Genomic DNA, 18,188 nt, shown 5'->3' on the forward strand with positions numbered 1-18,188 from the left:
CTCCGGCCCCGCCCCCGAACAGGGGACTTGGCATCGTCGGAGTGCTTCGTTACTGTTCCGTGATTGATCGGTCGTCGGTGGCCCGAGAGCCACCCCGAAGGGTGAGAGGCAGGTGGCGGGTGGAGTCGCAGCAGGCCGACGCACCCGCCCTCGAGTCCCGACGGGCCCGGCGCGAGGCGGAGCAGGGTTCCCGCCGTCGTCGCCCCCAGGCACAGGTCTCCAGCCAGCACCGCTGGATGCCGCGCATCGCCGTTCTCGGGACGCTCGCCGCCGCGACGATCGCGATGCCCCTCTCCGCCGGCGCGGACGACGGGCTGGGCACCGGTTCGCCCTTCGAGCCCGACACGCGACCGCTGGGTCCCAGCGCCCTCGACCTGGCGACCGCCGCGTCGACCGCACCCGCGGTCTCGCAGAGCGTCGCCGCCGCCCCCCGCGTCGAGGTGCGGCGCGAGGCCGCCTCCCGGTCCGCCGCGCGCGACCCGCTCCCGGGCTGCGACCCCACGGTCCGCCCCGCGGGCACCAACGGCAAGCTCGACGAGCACGCGCTGTGCGAGCTCTGGCAGGCGGGCGAGCACCTGCGGCCCGACGCCGCGGTCTCGCTGTCGGCCATGAACGAGGCCTTCCGGGCGACGTTCGGTCGTGACCTGTGCCTCGTCTCGTCGTACCGCACGCTCTCGACGCAGGTGTCGCTCAAGTCCTCCCGCGGCGCGTTCGCCGCGCCCCCCGGCTGGTCGATGCACGGGTGGGGGCTCGCGATCGACCTGTGCTCGGTCGAGACCGGCTCGCGCGAGGTCTACGCGTGGATCAACCAGAACGGTGCCACCTACGGCTGGGCCAACCCCGCCTGGGCCAAGCGCGGCGGCAGCGGCGCCTACGAGCCGTGGCACTTCGAGTTCGTCCAGGGCGTCGAGGAGATCCAGAACTCCTGACGCGGCCCGGGACCCTCCGCCGCGGCCCTCTCCGCCGTATCGTCGGAACCGTGGCCGACCTGCTCCTCGCCGCGGTCGTCCTGCGCCGTCCCGAGCACGCGCTCGCCGCGCAGGTGCTGAGCCTCGCGCTCGCCGGCCTCGTCCGGGTGGAGCCGACGGCGGCCGGCTCGCCTCCCGTGCTCGTCCTCCTCGACGCGTCGCCCGCGTCCGAGCGCGAGCGCCTCGCACTGACCGCGCTGCTGGGCGACGACGCCCGTGCAGGCGCGCGCGTCGCGCTCGACCCCCGGGACGACGCCCTCCGCGACCGCGTGCACGCCGCGTCGCGCCGGGTCGTGCAGGGCGCGCGTCGCGACGGCTACCTCGAGCCCGGCCGGGCGCGTCGCCTCACGGAGAAGGGCGAGGCCGTGCGGGCCGAGCTCGTGGCGCTGGAGGACGCGGTCGAGCGAGAGGTCGCGGACGCCCGGGCGCGCGACCACGCGCGCGAGCACGTCTCCTCCGGCGCGCTGCCGTGGGCGGTGCTGTTCGGGCACGAGCCCGGGTGGGTCCCGGTCGACCGCCGGACGGTCCGGTTCGACGTCGCCGCCGTGTGCGCCGCCGCGGACGCGCTGCGCTGACCGGGGTGCCGGCGGGCGCCACGCGCAGCGCGGTGGCTACGGGCCGGAGAGCCGCTCGTTGCGGCCGAAGTCCTGGAGGAACCGGGGACCGGCCGCCGCGAGCTCGGCCTCGAAGTCGTCGCGCCACGCGCCGTAGGGCCGGCTCGCGAGGGCGTCGTTGGAGAACCGGGGGTCGTCCGTGAGCTCGGTGACGCAGAACGCGGGGATCTGCAGGTCCGTCACGGGTCCGGTCCGCTCGCACTCCGCGACGACGAGCGGGTGGTTCGCCCCGCCGAACACGTCGACCACCCAGCCGTCCGCCCCGACCCAGACCGAGTACCGCGTCTTGACGACGCGTGCGCCGCCACGGCGGATCATCTGCACGCCCACCGCGACGTCGACCTCGCGCTCCGCCTCGTAGCGCGTGCCGCCCGCCATCGGACCCTTGACGGTGAGGGTGCACAGGTCGACCGCGGGCGCGTAGCGGTCCAGGAGGTGCACGGGGTCCGTCGCCGGGTCCATCGTCGCGTCCACGGTCGGGACCTTGGCGCGCAGCCGCAGCGCGTAACCCTCGTCGGCGAGGTAGTAGCTCTGCACGATGAGCGCCGGTGCGTCGCGCAGGTCCTCGGGCAGGTCGCGCACGAGGAACCGGCGCTCGAACTCGAAGTCCCCGTAGCCGCCGTCGGTCATGGCCCCACCGTAGCGGGCGCGCGGGACGGGGCGCGGGAGCAGCCGGGCCCGGAGACGACGCGAGCCCGGCCGCCGGAGGCGGGCCGGGCTCGTCGGAGCGGAGCGCGGTGCCCTCGATAGGATTCGAACCTACGACCTTCTGCTCCGGAGGCAGACGCTCTATCCACTGAGCTACGAGGGCGAGCGCCGACGGTGTCCGCCGACGCGATGCACGAGACTACCAGCACGTCCGGGGTGCGTGCGCCCGTCGGCGCCCGGTGGTCGGGACGCCCCGCGGGCCTCGCGCGAAATGCCGCGACGGAGGGTGCTCGTGCCTCGGTAGAATCGCCCGGTGACCCCCGACGAGCTCTCCGAAGCGCTGAGCGCTGCCCTGGCCGCCGCCGTCGCCGACGGCACCCTCGCCCTGGACCCGACCGCGGTCCCCGAGCGCGTCCACGTGGAGCGACCCCGCCAGCGCGAGCACGGCGACTGGGCCACGAACGTCGCGCTGCAGCTCGCCAAGAAGGCGGGCACGACGCCGCGCGCCCTCGCCGAGGACCTCGCGACGCGGCTCGCCGCGACCCCGGGCGTCAAGGCCGTGGACGTCGCCGGCCCGGGCTTCCTCAACATCACGCTCGACGCGGCCGCCGCGGGCGAGCTCGCGCGCACGATCGTCGACGCGGGCCCGGCCTACGGGCGCAACGACTCGAAGGCGGGCACGAAGGTCAACCTCGAGTTCGTCTCGGCCAACCCGACCGGCCCCATCCACATCGGTGGCGTCCGCTGGGCCGCCGTCGGCGACTCGCTCGCGCGCGTGCTCGAGGCGAGCGGCGCGGACGTGACGCGCGAGTACTACTTCAACGACCACGGCGCGCAGATCGACAGGTTCGCCCGCTCGCTCCTCGCGCGCGCCCGCGGCCTGGAGGCGCCCGAGGACGGGTACGGCGGCGAGTACATCACCGAGATCGCGGAGGCGGTGATCGCCGACGCGCTCGCCGCGGGCGACCCCGACCCGCGCACGCTCCCGGACGCCGAGGCGCAGGAGGTCTTCCGGTCGCGGGGCGTCGAGCGCATGTTCGGCGAGATCAAGGCGTCGCTGCACGACTTCGGCGTCGACTTCGACGTGTACTTCCACGAGGACTCGCTGCACGAGTCGGGCGCGGTGGAGCGGGCCGTCGAGCGCCTGCGCGCGTCCGGCCACATGTTCGAGCAGGACGGCGCGACCTGGCTGCGCACGACCGACTTCGGCGACGACAAGGACCGCGTCGTCATCAAGTCGGACGGCGACGCCGCGTACATCGCGGGCGACATCGCCTACTACCTCGACAAGCGCGAGCGCGGCTTCGACGAGGTCATCATCATGCTCGGCGCCGACCACCACGGGTACGTCGGCCGCATGATGGCGGTCTGCGCAGCGTTCGGCGACACCCCGGGGAAGAACCTCCAGCTCCTCATCGGGCAGATGGTCAACCTCGTCAAGGACGGCCAGCCCGTGCGCATGTCCAAGCGCGCCGGGACCGTCGTGACGCTCGAGGACCTCGTGGACGCCGTCGGCGTCGACGCGGCGCGGTACTCGCTCGCGCGCTCGTCGACGGACCAGAACATCGACCTCGACCTCGACCTGCTCGCGCGGGCGACGAACGAGAACCCGGTCTACTACGTGCAGTACGCGCACTCGCGCACGGCGGCGGTGGACCGCAACGCGGCCGACCGCGGCGTCGCGCGCGCCGACGGCTTCGAGCCCGCGCTGCTCGACCACCCGAGCGAGGCCGCGCTCGTCGGTCGCCTGACGGAGTTCCCGCGCATCGTGGCCCAGGCGGCGGAGCTGCGCGAGCCGCACCGCGTCGCGCGCTACCTCGAGGCGCTCGCCGGCGACTACCACACGTGGTACCAGCAGAAGTCGCAGCGCGTCCTGCCCTACCCCGACGAGGAGGTCACGGACACGCACCGCACGCGCCTGTGGCTCAACGACGCGGTGCGCCAGGTGCTCGCCAACGGCCTCGGCCTGCTCGGCGTCTCCGCGCCGGAGCGCATGTGAGCACCGGTCTGCCGGGGTACCCCGGCGAGCCGTGGTCGCGGGGCGTGCGCCGCGGCGAGGACGGGGTGGTGGAGGTCGCGGGCGTCGGCGTCCACGACCTCGCGGCCGAGCACGGCACGCCCGCGTACGTGCTCGACGAGGCGGACTTCCGCGCGCGCGCCCGGGCGTACCGCACGGCGTTCGAGGCGGCGTTCCGCGCCGTCGGGTCGGACGTCGACGTGTACTACGCGGGCAAGGCCCTGCTCACGGTGGCCGTCGCGCGCTGGGCGCGCGAGGAGGGACTGCGCGTCGACACCGCGAGCGGGGGAGAGCTCGCCGTCGCGCTGCGCGCGGGCGTCCCCGGCCCGGAGATCGGGCTGCACGGCAACAACAAGTCCGACGCCGAGATCGGCCGGGCGCTCGACGAGGGCGTGGGCCGGATCATCGTCGACTCGCTCGTCGAGGTCGAGCGGGTCGCGCGCCTCGCGGGGGAGCGCGGCGTCGTCGCGCCCGTCATGGTGCGCGTGACGACGGGCGTCCACGCCGGCGGGCACGAGTACATCTCGACCGCGCACGAGGACCAGAAGTTCGGCCTCTCGATCGCCGCGCCGCGCACGGCGGACGGCAGCCGGTCGGGAGACTCCCCGGCGATGACCGCGCTGCTCGACGTGGTCGCGCGCCCCGAGCTGCACCTGCTGGGGATCCACTCGCACATCGGGTCGCAGATCCTCGACCCGTCGGGGTTCGAGGTCGCGGCGCGCGCGGTGCTGGAGATGCGTGCCGAGCTCGCCGCGCGCTCGGGCGTGCTCGTCGACGAGGTCGACATCGGCGGGGGCTACGGCATCGCCTACCTCCCCGGCGAGGTCGCGCTCGACCCCGAGCGTGTGGCGAAGGACGTCGCCGCCGCCGTCGACGCGGTGGCCGCGGAGCTCGGCACGCCGCTGCCGCGGTTCTCGATCGAGCCCGGTCGTGCGATCGTCGGGCCGGCCGGCCTCACGCTCTATACCGTGGGCACGGTCAAGCCCGTGACGCTCGACGACGGCCGCGTGCGCACGTACGTGTCTGTCGACGGCGGCATGAGCGACAACATCCGCCCGGCGCTCTACGCGGCGCGGTACCACGCGGAGATCGTCGGCCGGGCGTCGGACGCGGAGCCGGTGCTCGCGCGCGTCGTCGGCAAGCACTGCGAGAGCGGCGACATCGTCGTCCACGAGGTGCATCTCCCGGGCGACGTGCGTGCGGGGGACCTCCTCGCCGTTCCGGCGACGGGCGCCTACGGCCGCTCGATGGCGTCGAACTACAACCTGCTGACCCGCCCGCCCGTGGTCGCGGTGCGCGACGGCGCGAGCCGGGTGCTCGTGCGCCGCGAGACCGTCGAGGACCTCCTCGCGCTCGACGAGGGCTGACCCGCCCCGAACGCACCTCGTGCGACGGCCCGTGACCTGCCAAGGTCACGGGCCGTCGCCGTGCGTGGGCGCGGTCCGAGCGACGCGGGCGCGGCCCAGGGTGACGGGTGCCACAGTTCTGGCGCTCTGTCAGATACTTGTCAGGTTAGGCTTCACTAAATAAGGTAAGGCACGGCTTACTTCAGATCGTCCGCGTGCGCACCCCCGGTGGAGCGCGCCGAACCGGAGCACCGCACCCATGCCTCAGGACCCTCCCCGTCCGACCCGCACCGCCCCGTCCTCACGCCCCGCCCGTCGCAGCGCCTGCCCCGTCCCGGTGGTCGTCCTCGGTGCGGTGCTCGCCGTCCTGACCGCCTGCTCCCAGACCGGCGCGGCCGGCAACGGTGCCGCCGCCGGGGCCGTCGACACCACGCCGCTCACCGAGCTCGACGCTCTGGACGACCCCCGGTCGTACGTGGGGGAGTCGACCGCGGTCCTCGCGGACGCTGCGGTCGATCCCGTCGCGGACGACCCGCAGCCGACGCTGCCCGCCACGGTGACCGACACGCAGGGCACCGAGGTCACCGTCACCGACACGAGCCGCATCCTCGCGCTCGACCTCTACGGCTCCACGTCGCGCGTCGTGTTCGAGCTCGGCCTGGGGGACAACGTCGTCGGGCGCGACCTGTCGTCAGGGTTCGAGGAGATCGCCGACGAGCCGCTCGTCACGACGAACGGGCACGAGCTGAGCGGCGAGGCGATCCTCGAGCTCGCCCCGACGGTGATCATCACCGACACGACGCTCGGGCCGTGGGACGTGGTCCTCCAGATGCGCGACGCGGGGATCCCCGTCGTCGTCGTGGACTCGCACCGGAACCTGGACAACGTCGGCACGCTGATTCAGCAGGTCGCCGACGCGCTGGGCGTCCCCGAGGAGGGCGCGGTGCTCGCGGAGCGCACGCAGGCCGAGATCGACGCGAAGCTCACGGAGATCGCGGCGCTCGTCCCGCAGGACCCGGCGGACCGCCTGCGCATCGCGTTCCTCTACGTGCGTGGTCAGGCCGGGGTGTACTACCTGTTCGGCTCCGGCTCCGGCGCGGACTCGCTCGTCAGCGCCCTGGGCGGGGTCGACGTCGCGACCGAGATCGGCTGGGACGGGATGCGACCGGTCAACGACGAGGGCCTCGTCGCGATGCAGCCGGACCTCCTCCTCATGATGACGAAGGGCCTCGAGTCCGTCGACGGCGTGGACGGCCTGCTCGAGCAGCTCCCGGCGATCGCCCAGACGCCCGCGGGCCAGCACCGACGCATCGTCGACATGGCGGACACCGAGATCCTCAGCTACGGCCCGAACACCGCGGGCGTGCTCGACGCCCTCGCCCGCGCGATCTACGCCCCGGCGCCCGGGGGCGCCTCGTGACGACGACGCACGTCCCGCGGGACGCGACCACCGCCGCCGACACCACCACCGATACGGCCGTCGCGACGCTGCGGGACCTCGACGGACCGGTCGCGCTCCCGCCGGCCCGGCCCGCGCGCGTGACCGCGCTCTTCGTCGCCCTCGCCCTCCTGCTCGTCGTCCTCGGGCTGGTCTCCGCCGGGATCGGGCAGCTCCACGTGCCACCGTTCGAGGTGCTCGGATCGGTCCTGCACCGGCTCGGGCTCGACGTCGGGCCGATGCCCTCGCACCCCAACGGTGACGCGGCGCTGTGGACCATCCGGTTCCCGCGCGTCGTCATGGCGATGACGGTGGGCGCGGCGCTCGCGACCGCGGGCGCCGTCATGCAGGGCGTGTTCGGCAACCCGCTCGCCGAGCCGGGGGTCGTGGGGGTCTCGGCGGGGGCCGCCGTCGCCGCGTGCTCGACGATCGTCTTCGGCATCACCGTGCTCGGCCCGTGGACCATCGCGGTCGCCGCGTTCGTCGGCGGGCTGCTCACGACGCTCCTCGTCTACGCGCTCGCGCGGTCCCAGGGCCGCACCGAGGTCGTCACGCTCGTCCTCACGGGCGTCGCGGTCAACGCCGTGTGCGGCGCGGGCCTGGCTTTCCTCACGTTCCTCGGCGACACGCAGGCGCGCGAGCAGATCGTCTTCTGGCAGCTCGGCAGCCTCAACGGCACCCGGTGGCCGTACGTCGCGATCGTCCTGCCGCTCGTGCTCGTCGGGATCGGCGTGGCCGTCGTGCTCGCGCGCCGGCTCGACCTGCTCTCGCTCGGCGAGCGCGCCGCGCGCCACCTCGGGGTCGACGTCGAGCGGCTGCGGATCGTGTGCATCGTCGCGGTCGCGCTGCTCACGGGCGCGGCGGTCGCGTTCTGCGGGATCATCGCGTTCGTCGGGCTCGTCGTGCCGCACCTCGTGCGCATGGTCGTGGGGCCGGGGCACCGCGTGCTGGTCCCCGCGAGCGCGCTCGGCGGCGCGGTGCTGCTCACCGGCGCCGACCTGGTCGCCCGCACCGCGGTGCCGTACGCGGACCTGCCGCTCGGCATGCTCACCGCGCTCGTCGGCGGGCCGTTCTTCTTCTGGCTCCTGCGCCGCACGCGCCGTACGGCGGGGGGCTGGGCATGACCGCGACCGTGAACCCGCCCGTGCTGTCCGCCCGGGGCGTCGGCGTGCGGATCGAGGGCGCGACGATCCTCGCGGACGTCGACCTCGACGCGCTCGCGGGCGAGGTGCTCGTGCTCGTCGGACCCAACGGCGCGGGAAAGTCGACCCTGCTGGGCGTCCTCGCGGGCGACACGGCGCCGACGAGCGGGACCGTCGCGTGGGAGGGCGAGCCCCTCGCCGCGGTCGGCGTCGCCGAGCTCGCCCGACGTCGGGCGGTGCTCCTGCAGGAGACGCGCCTCAGCTTCCCGTTCCGCGTCGTCGACGTCGTCCGCATGGGTCGCGCGCCGTGGCGGGGCACGGCGCGCGAGGAGCACGACGACGAGGCCGTGGCGCGCGCGCACGTCACCGCCGACGTCCTGCACCTCGCCGCGCGCCGGTTCCCGAGCCTGTCGGGAGGGGAGAAGGCCCGCGCGTCGTTCGCGCGCGTCCTCGCCCAGGAGCCCCGGCTCCTGCTCCTCGACGAGCCGACCGCCGCCCTCGACATCCGCCACCAGGAGCACGTCCTCGCCCAGGCGCGCGAGCGTGCCCGGGTGGGCGACGCCGTCGTGGTCGTGCTGCACGACCTCTCGCTCGCCGCCGCGTGGGCGGACCGCGTCGTCGTGCTCGACGGCGGTCGGGTCGCCGGCGTGGGGACGCCCGACGAGGTGCTCACGGACGACCTCTTGACCCGCGTCTACCGCCATCCCGTGCGCACGCTGCGCCACCCCGAGACCGGCGAGCTGCTCGTCCTCCCGGCCCGCACCGCCACCCTGCCGACCCCGGAGCCGTCCCTCCCATGACCACCTCGACGATCCCGACAGCACACCCTCCCATCCGCGCCCCGCGGCGGCCCGTCGCGCGCATCGCGCTCGCCGCGCTGCTCGCCCTCGTCGTGACCACGTCCGCGACCGTCGTCGGCACGGTCGTCGGTGCCGCTCCCGCGCACGCGGCGGCGCGCGTGACCGTGACGAACGACCAGGGCCGCGCGGAGGCTGATGCGACGTACGCGACGACGCTCACGCTCAGCGGCTCCGGGTTCCAGTCGATCCAGGGGGCGTTCGGCGGCGTGTACGTGTTCTTCGGCTGGGTGTCCGACCCCGCGGGCGGGTCGTGGGCACCGAGCCGCGGCGGCAGCACCGGCGCGGACTACCGGTACGTGCCCGACTCGGAGCAGGCCGACAACCAGGGCTTCCAGAAGTTCGTCGCCTTCCCGGGCTCGGACACGGAGTACGCCGCGAACGGCGGCGTGGTCGCCGCGGACGGGACGTGGTCGACGCGGCTCGTGGTCCCGGGCCCGACGTTCCAGGCGCTCGACCGCGGCGGGAACGCCGTGACCGTCGACTGCCGCGAGGTGCAGTGCGGGGTCATCACGATCGGCGCGCACGGCGTGCCGAACGCCAACAACGAGACGTTCACGCCGGTCGCGTTCACCGACGCCCAGGCGGGAGGCGGCACCGCCGCCGGCACGACGCCGGGCGCAGCGGACCAGGGCACGGTGGCGCAGGGCGAGACCGGCGATGCCACGCCACCGCCCGCACCCGCGGCCGCGGCCGGCACGGCGACGATCGGCGTCGACCAGGCGACCGCCGTCGCGGGCCGCGCGCTGAGCTTCGTGGCGCAGGGCTTCCAGCCGGGGGAGCAGGTCGTGGGGGTCCTGGACGACGGCGTGCTCGCCATCGGGCCGCTCACGGCCGGGAACCAGGGCGAGGTCGCGGGCCTGCTCGAGCTGCCCGCGGACCTACGGGTCGGGACGCACGTCCTCCGCCTGACGGGTGCCGGGTCGGGCCTCGCGCCCGAGGTCGAGATCACGGTCCGCAAGGACCCCGCCGCGGTGGCCGCGGAGGAGGCCGCGGCCGAGGCCGCCGCGAGCGCCGGGCAGGGGTACTCGCCGGCCGAGATCGCCGTCGGCGTGGCGGCGCTCGTCCTGCTCCTCGTGCTCGTCTCGTCGTTCGTCTCCGCACGTCGGCGGCGCCGCGCGGCGCGCCCGGGCGCGGCAGCGTCCGGCGAGGCCGAGGCCGCGCAGGAGGCGACGGCGGACGTCGGACCCGGGGGCGGGGCGGTGGCACCACCGGTCCCGGCCTTCCACGGCGGCCCGCGCGTCGACGCTCGCGACGACGCGCCGACCCAGAGCCTGCCGCCCGTGGTCGTCCCGCAGGGTGAGCCCGTGGGACGGCACGCATGAGCGCCGGGACGCGCGCGCGGCGCTGGGTCGCCCGGGTCGCGGCGCTCGCGGGGATCGGGCTGGTGGCGCTCGCGGGCACGGTCGGGCCCGGGGCGGCCGCCGCGACCGCGACTGGTGGGAGCCTCGGTACGGGGCTGGGCATCGACGACGACGGCCGACCGGACTCGGCGGGGCTGCCGGTGACGGTGACGGTCCCGACGCTGGACGCCGCCGGCGGGCCGTTCACCGTGTCCGACGCCCAGCTCCGGTGGGGCCTCAACCACGAGGCGGGCAGCGCCGCGTTCTTCGGTGGCTGCAACTTCCTCATGGCGGGCGTGCCCGGGAGAGACGGCGACACGCACGGCGGCACGGTCTGGACCGAGGCCCACGGCTTCTACCGCGCGAGCGAGGGCGACGTCCGCGTCGTGCGCACCGACGCGTCCGGCGTGGAGCGCACCGCGAGCTTCGCGACGCGGTGCCAGGCGCCCGACGGGCAGCAGGTGTCGCTCGCGAACAACCTCAGCACGGGCGGGCAGGTCGTCGTCGACGGCGGCGTCGGGACCGTGGACCCCGAGGCCGGGACCGCGACGATCCGGTGGAAGGGCACCTTCACGACCGTCTTCTACGGCGGCCTGACCTACTGGTGGGCCAGCGATCCCGTGCTCACCGTCCGGGCCGACGGCACGGGCGAGCTCACCGCGACCGCGGGCGGGTTCGGCACGTCCATGGAGGACATGACCCGGTGGGAGCGGCTGCCCGCGACGCAGGTCGTGCTCGCGGACCTCGAGAAGGTCCTGCTGGGCGACCGCGCCGGCTTCCGCGCCGTGCCGCGCTACCTCGGCGTCACGACGGCCGCGACCGGCCTCACCGTGCGGCAGGCGGCACGGACGAGCGACAACGCCGCCCACTGGGGGGCCTTCCCCACGAGCTTCGTGCAGTTCCAGGTGCGGACCGGGCAGGCCGCGTACTGGTACACGTCGGGCGGCCAGCGCGACTGGGCGAAGGTCGCGGCGCCGCTGTACGTGAGCTACGACGCCGACGCGCCCGTCCCGCAGGAGCCGGGCGGCGGGGCGACGCCGCCGGTGGGGACGGTGTCCAACCCCGTGCTCACGCCCCCCGGCGTCCGCACCGGGCCCGGCGCGGGGACCGGGAGCGGCTCGTCCGTCCCCCGGGCGCCGTCGTCGCTCGGACCGCCGACGGACACGGCCGCGCCCGTCGCGTTCCTCGCGAGCCCCGCCGCCACGATCGGCGCAACGCGCACCGGGCTCGTGCCTGAGCTCGCGGACGCCCTGCGCGACCCGTCGCAACGGCTCGCGCTCATGACCACCGGGCTGCTGCTCGCCTCCGCGGGCACTGTCGTCGGGTTCCGGAAGGGCTGGCTCGTCCTGCCCTTCCGGGGATAGAGGTCCGCCCCGCCGTCGGACCCGGGCTGGCACCCGGACCCGACGGCAGGGCGGTCGCGCCGGCTCGTCCGGCATCGCGCACGCGGGCAGCGCGCGCGCCCACCACTCACGAGAGCACCACTCACGGAGCACAGGAGCCGGCACGGCCGGCACGAGAGGACATCATGCACACGCACAGACATCGGACGCGACCCACGCACCGGCTGGTCGCCGGCGCCGCCGTCGCCGCGATCGGCCTCGGCACGGTCTGGGTCGCCGCGCCCGCCCAGGCGGCCGAGCAGACCGTCGAGGGGGCCTCCTTCGTGTGGGGCCTCAACGGCTACGCGCAGAAGGGCATCTTCGGCCCCTGGTCGTACAAGAACCTCACGGGCGACGCCGCCCAGCTCGTCGGGAGCGTCTCCGGCGGGACGCAGTCCGAGTACGTCGTCGACCCGGTCCCGGCCACGTCGTTCCCGGCCGAGCACGCGGGCAAGACCCCCAACGCGGTCAAGTTCACCGAGGGCTCCGGCACGTACGACGCGGACACGCACGAGCTCGCTCTCGCGTGGTCCGGCAGCTACACGGTCAACGCCTACCCGGCCCAGTTCGGCGCTCCCGACGAGATCTACGCGAACCCGCAGCTCGTCGTCGAGGCGGACGGCTCCGGCTCGTTCAGCGCGGAGTTCACGCTCGGCGCAGGCATCGACATGTCCGGCAACCCCGTCGACGAGCAGAGCTACGGACGCCTCGACCTCGTGACGTTCTCCCCGGGCTCGGTCGATGTCGTCGACGCCGACACGGTCCGCATCACGCCCGACTTCCAGGGCATCGAGGTCGACCCCGCCGACAGCTCGCCGCAGACGCGCAACTGCGTCGCGTCGGGCACCGCGACGGGCTGGTGGGGCTCGTGGGCGCCCGAGTTCGTCAACACGCTGCCGGGCAGCGTCCGCCCGCACTTCTACTCGACCGGCTGCGGCGGCATGCAGGACCTCAAGCCGGCCCTGCCGATCGACGTCACCTACGCGGTCGACGCCGGCCCCGTCGACCCGGGTGGTCCGGGTGAGCCCGAGGAGCCCGGCGAGGGCGACGTGCCGATCGACGTGACCGTGCCCGAGGTCGAGGAGCCCGAGGAGCCGGGCGAGTTCGTCTGGACGATCGAGGGCGGCACCCCGGCCGTGAGCCTCGGCACCGCGACCGTGCGCGACGGCTCGTTCGTCGCGAGCGGCGTGCTGCCGAAGGTGACGATCACCGACACGCGCGCGGGCCAGCCTGCGTGGGCGATCAACGGGTCCGTGAGCGACTTCGCGTCGGGCAGCAAGACGTTCTCCGGCAAGTACCTCGGCTGGGGCCCGGCGCTCGCCGGGGACAACACGGTGGGCGCGGGCAACGGCCGCGTCGTCGTCGCGGGCGAGGGCGAGGGCCTCAAGGCGTCCTCCACGCTCGCGTCGGCTCCTGCCGGCCACCCGAAGGGCTCGGTCCAGGCCGAGGCCGCGATCGACCTGCGCCTGCCGCTCGACACGGGGGCCGGGGACTACACCGGCATCCTGACCCTCACCGCGGTGGGCTGACCGGACCGATGAACCGAGACGCCGCCGCCCCCGTCCGTACGCACCGCCCCGCACGGGGCGCGGCGGCGCTCGTCGGTGCGCTCGCCGCCCTGCTCGCGCTCGTCCCTGCCGGGGCGGCGCGGGCGGGGGGCGAGGTGCCCACGGTGCCCGTGGCGCCCGTGGTCTCCGCCCTCACGGGGGACACCACGGGCGACCTGAGCTGGGGTCTGCTGCCCGCCGACAACGACCACGGCACCGACCGGCCCAACTTCTCCTACGCCGTCGGACGCGGAGACACGATCTCCGACACCGTCGTCCTGACCAACCACTCCGCGCAGCGCCTCGAGCTGCGCACCTACGCCGCCGACGCGTTCACGACGACGTCCGGGCAGCTCGACCTGCTCCCCGCCGGGGAGACGTCCTCGGACCTCGGGTCGTGGATCGCCCTGGGGGCCGGCACGGTCACGGTCGACCCTGGCCAGTCCCTCGACGTCCCGTTCACGATCACCGTGCCCGACGACGCCTCGCCCGGCGACCACTCCGCCGGGGTCATCACCTCCCTCGTCCAGCAGGCGTCCGCGTCCACCGTCGCGCTCGACCGGCGTCTGGCGCTGCGCGTGCACGCGCGCGTCGAGGGTGCCCTGGCCCCGACGGTCGAGGTGAGCGACGTGGAGGTGGTCCACCACGACGTCGCGAACCCCTTCGGCACGTCGTCAGCGACCGTGCGGTACACCCTGACCAACACGGGGAACGCGCGCGTCGTGCCGGCCGAGTCCGTCACCGTGACCGGGCCGTTCGGCTGGGCGACCATCACCGGGGGTGACGGTGAGCTGCCGGAGCTGCTCCCCGGCTCGGCGCTCGAGCGCGAGGTCGCCGTGACCGGGGTGCGACCCCTGGGCCGCGCCGACGCCTCGGTGACCGTCACCGCCACAGCCGTCGGGATCGGCGGGGGAGCGACGGCGAGCGACGACGGCGGCGCGCAGACCTGGGCGGTCCCGTGGGCCGCTCTCGCGCTCGTCGGTCTGGTGCTGCTCGTCGCGCTGCGCGGCCCGGCGCTCGTCGCCGCGCTCCGTCGTCGTCGGGCCGCGAGGGCCGCCGCGGGCGGCGGCCGGGCGGCCGGCCCCGCGACCTCGACCTCGGGCGCGGTCCCGGAGAGCTCGGCGGCGGACCCCGCCCCGGAGGCGGGTGCCGCCGCGCCGGACCCGTCCGCGCTGACCACCGACCAGCTCGAGGAAGCCCTGGAACGCGCCCGCGCCGAGGGCCGCGCGCAGACGCTCGCGGAGCGCGGCGGCCGCGAACCGGAGGCCTGACTCCCGCGGTGGTCCGACACGTGGTCGGGCGGCGCCGTCGCGAGGGGTGGACACGTATCCTGTCGCTGCCGCTCCCACGCCCGACCCGTCGCCCCGCGCGACGGCGCGGCACCGGTCACCCGTGACCGGTCCCGGGCCCGGGAGCTCGCCCGCCCGTCCCCGAGGAAGGTCCGTCGTGCCCCCTGCCGCCGAGTCCCACCCGCCCCTGCGCGTCGCCCTGCTGGGGTGCGGCGTCGTCGGCACCCAGGTCGCGCGGCTGCTGACGGAGCAGGCGGACGACCTCGCCTCGCGCGTGGGCGCCCGCCTCGAGCTCGTCGGGATCGCGGTACGGAACGCGGCCGCGCCGCGCGCCGCGTCGGTCGACCGCTCGCTCCTGACCGAGGACGCGGAGGATCTCGTCGCGCGCGCCGACATCGTCGTCGAGGTCATGGGCGGCATCGAGCCCGCCCGGTCGCTCCTGCTGCGCGCGATCGACGCCGGCGCTGCCGTCGTCACGGCGAACAAGGCGCTGCTCGCCGAGGACGGACCGACGCTCTACAAGGCCGCCGACGCGGCCGGCGTCGACATCTACTTCGAGGCCGCCGTCGCGGGCGCGATCCCCATCGTGCGCCCGGTGCGCGAGTCGCTCGCGGGCGACCGCGTGCGCCGCGTGCTCGGCATCGTCAACGGGACCACGAACTACGTCCTCGACCAGATGGCCACCACGGGCATGGACCTCGAGGAGGCCGTCAAGGAGGCGCAGGACCTCGGCTACGCGGAGGCGGACCCGACGGCCGACGTCGAGGGCTACGACGCCGCGGCCAAGGCCGCGATCCTCGCGAGCCTCGCCTTCCACACCCGCGTCTCCCTCGACGACGTCGCGCGCGAGGGCATCATGTCCGTCACCGCCGACGACGTCGCGTGGGCGGCGCAAACCGGCCACGTCATCAAGCTCCTCGCCATCGCGGAGCGGCGCGAGGGTGCCTCGGTGGGCGCGTCGGCCGGCGTCTCGGTGCGCGTGCACCCGGCGCTCGTGCCGACGTCGCACCCCCTCGCGAACGTCCGCGGGTCGTTCAACGCGGTGTTCGTCGAGGCGGAGTCCGCGGGCGAGCTCATGTTCTACGGGCGGGGCGCCGGCGGCGCGCCCACGGCGTCGGCGGTCCTGGGCGACGTGGTCTCGGCCGCGCGCCACCGCGTGCTCGGGGGCAAGGGCCCGCAGGAGTCCACCTACGCCGAGCTCGCGATCCTCCCGGCGAGCGCGGCCGTGACCCGCTACCAGGTGCGCCTCGACGTCGACGACCGCCCGGGCGTGCTCGCGCAGGTCGCGCACGCGCTCGCCGAGCACGACGTCTCCATCGAGGCCGTCCGCCAGCCCGCGGCACCGGGCGGTGCGGGCGTCGCGGAGCCCGGGGTCGCCGAGCTCCTCATCACCACGCACGCGGCGCCGGAGTCGGCGCTGTCCGCGACCGTCGCGGCGGTCGCCGAGCTCGAGCCCGTCCGCACGATCACGTCCGTCCTGAGAGTCGAGGGAGCCTGATGGCCCACCAGTGGAGAGGCATCATCTCCGAGTACCGCGACCGTCTGCCGGCGCACGTCGCCGAGCGGATCGTCACGCTCGGCGAGGGCGGCACGCCGCTCGTCGAGGCCCCGGCGCTCTCGGAGCGCACCGGCGCGCAGGTCTTCGTCAAGGTCGAGGGCATGAACCCCACGGGGTCCTTCAAGGACCGCGGCATGACGACGGCGATCTCCGCGGCCGCGGGCCGCGGCGCCCAGGCGGTCGTGTGCGCGTCCACGGGCAACACGTCGGCGTCGGCCGCCGCGTACGCCGTGCGCGCCGGGATGACGTGCGCCGTGCTCGTCCCGGACGGCAAGATCGCGATGGGCAAGCTGAGCCAGGCGATCGCGCACGGCGCGCGCCTGCTCCAGGTCGACGGCAACTTCGACGACTGCCTCGTCGCCGCGCGCAAGCTCGCCGACTCCTACCCGGTCGAGCTCGTCAACTCGGTGAACCCCGACCGGATCGAGGGCCAGAAGACCGGCGCGTTCGAGATCGTCGACGCGCTGGGCGACGCGCCCGACATCCACGCGCTGCCCGTCGGCAACGCGGGGAACATCACCGCGTACTGGAAGGGCTTCCGCGAGTACGCGGGCCAGGGTGCGCCGGGGCACGCGGGCGAGGGGCTGCCGGCCGTGTCCACGCACGTCCCGCAGATGTGGGGCTTCCAGGCCGCGGGCGCCGCGCCGATCGTCGCGGGCCACCCGATCACCGAGCCGGAGACGATCGCGACCGCGATCCGCATCGGCAACCCCGCGTCGTGGGAGCTCGCCGAGGCGGCGCGCGACGAGTCGGGCGGCCTCATCGAGGCCGTCACGGACGAGCAGATCCTCGCGGCCCACCGGGTCCTGTCGAGCGAGGTCGGCGTGTTCGTCGAGCCCGCGTCGGCGGCCGGTGTCGCCGGGATCCTCTCGCGCGCCGAGCGCGGGCTCGTCCCCGCGGGCGCGCGCATCGTCGTCACGGTCACGGGCCACGGGCTCAAGGACCCGCAGTGGGCGCTGCGCACGCTCGACGGGAGCGAGGTCACCCCGACGCGCGTGAGCGCCGACGTCGTGTCCATCGCCGACGCCCTCGGGCTCGACTGATGCAGCTCGGCGCGGACCACGTGCGGGTGCGCGTCCCGGCGACGAGCGCCAACCTCGGCCCCGGCTTCGACGCGCTGGGGCTGGCGCTCGCTCTCCACGACGTGCTCGAGGTGCGTGCGCTCGCGAGCGACGACGTGGTCGTCGACGTCGAGGGAGAGGGCGCGGGGGAGGTGCCCGGCGACGCGTCCCACCTCGTGGTGCGCGCCCTGCGGTCCGCGCTCGACGTCGCGGGCGCGCCGCAGACGGGCCTGCACCTGACCTGCGTGAACCGCGTCCCGCACGGGCGCGGCCTCGGGTCGTCGGCGGCGGCCGTCGTCGCGGGCATCGTGGCCGCGCGGGCGCTCGTCGCCGACCCGTCGGTGCTCCACGACGACGTGGCCCTCGACCTCGCGACCGCCATCGAGGGGCACCCGGACAACGCGGCGCCCGCGCTCCTGGGCGGTGCCACCGTGGCGTGGGACGCCGGGTCCGAGGCGGGCGCCCGCGCGGTGCGGCTCGACGTGCACCCCGAGCTGCGCGCGACCGTGCTCGTGCCCTCGGCGCGGCTCGCGACCAGCCGGGCGCGGGGCGTGCTCCCGGCCCAGGTGCCGCACGCCGACGCCGCCTTCAACGCCGGGCGCGCCGCGCTCCTCGTCGAGGCGCTCACCCGGCGGCCCGACCTGCTGCTCGACGCCACGGACGACCGTCTGCACCAGGCGTACCGGGCGGACGTCATGCCGTCGTCGTTCGAGCTCGTCCAGGCGTTGCGCACCCGCGGCCTCGCGGCGACCGTCTCGGGAGCCGGCCCGACCGTCCTCGTGCTCTCGGCGGCCGACGGGCTGGAGGAGGTCGCGCGCGTCGCGGACTCCCTCGTCGGGGGGACCGCCGACTGGGCCGTGCGCCGCCTCGACGTCGACACGCGGGGCGTCGTGGCCGAACGGCTCTGACCTCGGTCGCGCCGGTGCTAGGATGATTCCAGCCTTCGGTCACGCTCTCGCACCAGTACGTCCGCCCGCA

The 18,188-nt window shown here is 75.3% G+C and carries 15 protein-coding genes and 1 tRNA gene; 14 read left to right on the forward strand and 2 right to left on the reverse strand.

Translation table 11 applies throughout. The features are described 5' to 3' along the window. Positions 1–119: 119 nt before the first annotated feature. Both NHH00_RS14485 and NHH00_RS14490 read left to right on the forward strand, forming a co-directional pair. Positions 120–929 carry a M15 family metallopeptidase gene (locus NHH00_RS14485; RefSeq protein ID WP_253053315.1) on the forward strand — a complete coding sequence of 270 codons (810 nt, stop codon included), beginning with the start codon at positions 120–122 and terminating at the stop codon, positions 927–929. Between the two features lie 50 nt (positions 930–979). After that, complete coding sequence (locus NHH00_RS14490; RefSeq protein ID WP_253053317.1) at positions 980–1,543, forward strand: hypothetical protein; 564 nt, start codon at positions 980–982, stop codon at positions 1,541–1,543. A gap of 36 nt (positions 1,544–1,579) precedes the next feature. Here NHH00_RS14490 and NHH00_RS14495 read toward each other — a convergent pair whose 3' ends face one another. Next, positions 1,580–2,212, reverse strand: a complete 633-nt coding sequence (locus NHH00_RS14495) for a CYTH domain-containing protein (protein WP_253053319.1) — start codon at positions 2,210–2,212, stop codon at positions 1,580–1,582. 108 nt (positions 2,213–2,320) lie between these two features. Next, positions 2,321–2,393, reverse strand: a tRNA-Arg gene (locus tag NHH00_RS14500). A 150-nt stretch (positions 2,394–2,543) separates the two neighbouring features. Between NHH00_RS14500 and argS the strand changes: the two genes are divergently transcribed. From argS to thrB, 12 genes are all read left to right on the forward strand, one after another. Continuing rightward, complete coding sequence (gene argS, locus NHH00_RS14505) at positions 2,544–4,229, forward strand: arginine--tRNA ligase (RefSeq protein WP_253053321.1); 1,686 nt, start codon at positions 2,544–2,546, stop codon at positions 4,227–4,229. Then, positions 4,226–5,614, forward strand: coding sequence for a diaminopimelate decarboxylase (gene lysA, locus NHH00_RS14510; protein WP_253053323.1), 1,389 nt, complete (start codon positions 4,226–4,228; stop codon positions 5,612–5,614). The genes argS and lysA overlap by 4 nt, the downstream gene beginning before the upstream one ends. 316 nt (positions 5,615–5,930) lie before the next feature. Next, positions 5,931–7,013, forward strand: a complete 1,083-nt coding sequence (locus NHH00_RS14515; RefSeq protein ID WP_253053325.1) for a heme/hemin ABC transporter substrate-binding protein — start codon at positions 5,931–5,933, stop codon at positions 7,011–7,013. Between the two features lie 68 nt (positions 7,014–7,081). Continuing rightward, a complete protein-coding gene (locus NHH00_RS14520) occupies positions 7,082–8,155 on the forward strand; it encodes a FecCD family ABC transporter permease (RefSeq protein WP_290445496.1) in 1,074 nt (357 codons plus the stop codon). Beyond that, positions 8,152–8,973, forward strand: a complete 822-nt coding sequence (locus NHH00_RS14525; RefSeq protein ID WP_253053327.1) for a heme ABC transporter ATP-binding protein — start codon at positions 8,152–8,154, stop codon at positions 8,971–8,973. Before NHH00_RS14520 ends, NHH00_RS14525 begins: the two co-directional genes overlap by 4 nt. After that, positions 8,970–10,355 (forward strand): hypothetical protein, encoded by a 1,386-nt coding sequence (locus tag NHH00_RS14530; protein ID WP_253053329.1) that lies wholly within the window; start codon positions 8,970–8,972, stop codon positions 10,353–10,355. The genes NHH00_RS14525 and NHH00_RS14530 overlap by 4 nt, the downstream gene beginning before the upstream one ends. Next, a complete protein-coding gene (locus tag NHH00_RS14535; RefSeq protein WP_253053331.1) occupies positions 10,352–11,737 on the forward strand; it encodes a hypothetical protein in 1,386 nt (461 codons plus the stop codon). Before NHH00_RS14530 ends, NHH00_RS14535 begins: the two co-directional genes overlap by 4 nt. 164 nt (positions 11,738–11,901) lie before the next feature. Continuing rightward, entirely contained in the window at positions 11,902–13,284 is a 1,383-nt protein-coding gene (locus NHH00_RS14540) for an HtaA domain-containing protein (RefSeq protein ID WP_253053333.1), read from the forward strand. An 8-nt stretch (positions 13,285–13,292) separates the two neighbouring features. Continuing rightward, positions 13,293–14,573, forward strand: a complete 1,281-nt coding sequence (locus NHH00_RS14545; RefSeq protein WP_253053335.1) for a WxL protein peptidoglycan domain-containing protein — start codon at positions 13,293–13,295, stop codon at positions 14,571–14,573. Positions 14,574–14,748: 175 nt separating this feature from the next. Further along, positions 14,749–16,089: a homoserine dehydrogenase gene (locus NHH00_RS14550; RefSeq protein ID WP_253053337.1), complete on the forward strand. Its 1,341-nt coding sequence runs from the start codon at positions 14,749–14,751 to the stop codon at positions 16,087–16,089. Next, the gene (gene thrC, locus NHH00_RS14555) at positions 16,089–17,192 is read left to right on the forward strand and encodes a threonine synthase (RefSeq protein WP_253053339.1); all 1,104 of its coding nucleotides are present in this window, start codon (positions 16,089–16,091) and stop codon (positions 17,190–17,192) included. Before NHH00_RS14550 ends, thrC begins: the two co-directional genes overlap by 1 nt. Next, positions 17,192–18,118, forward strand: coding sequence for a homoserine kinase (gene thrB / locus NHH00_RS14560; protein WP_253053341.1), 927 nt, complete (start codon positions 17,192–17,194; stop codon positions 18,116–18,118). The genes thrC and thrB overlap by 1 nt, the downstream gene beginning before the upstream one ends. Positions 18,119–18,188 lie beyond the last annotated feature (70 nt).

The sequence above is a fragment of the Cellulosimicrobium cellulans genome (genome assembly GCF_024124905.1).
GTDB classification, from domain to species: domain Bacteria; phylum Actinomycetota; class Actinomycetes; order Actinomycetales; family Cellulomonadaceae; genus Cellulosimicrobium; species Cellulosimicrobium cellulans_G.

Coding starts and splice junctions, on each gene's coding strand:
- NHH00_RS14530 (WP_253053329.1), top strand. CDS start 8,970: ATGACCACCTCGACGATCCCGACAGCACACCCTCCCATCCGCGCCCCG.
- thrC (WP_253053339.1), top strand. CDS start 16,089: ATGGCCCACCAGTGGAGAGGCATCATCTCCGAGTACCGCGACCGTCTG.
- NHH00_RS14545 (WP_253053335.1), top strand. CDS start 13,293: ATGAACCGAGACGCCGCCGCCCCCGTCCGTACGCACCGCCCCGCACGG.
- NHH00_RS14535 (WP_253053331.1), top strand. CDS start 10,352: ATGAGCGCCGGGACGCGCGCGCGGCGCTGGGTCGCCCGGGTCGCGGCG.
- NHH00_RS14540 (WP_253053333.1), top strand. CDS start 11,902: ATGCACACGCACAGACATCGGACGCGACCCACGCACCGGCTGGTCGCC.
- NHH00_RS14525 (WP_253053327.1), top strand. CDS start 8,152: ATGACCGCGACCGTGAACCCGCCCGTGCTGTCCGCCCGGGGCGTCGGC.
- NHH00_RS14495 (WP_253053319.1), bottom strand. CDS start 2,212: ATGACCGACGGCGGCTACGGGGACTTCGAGTTCGAGCGCCGGTTCCTC.
- thrB (WP_253053341.1), top strand. CDS start 17,192: ATGCAGCTCGGCGCGGACCACGTGCGGGTGCGCGTCCCGGCGACGAGC.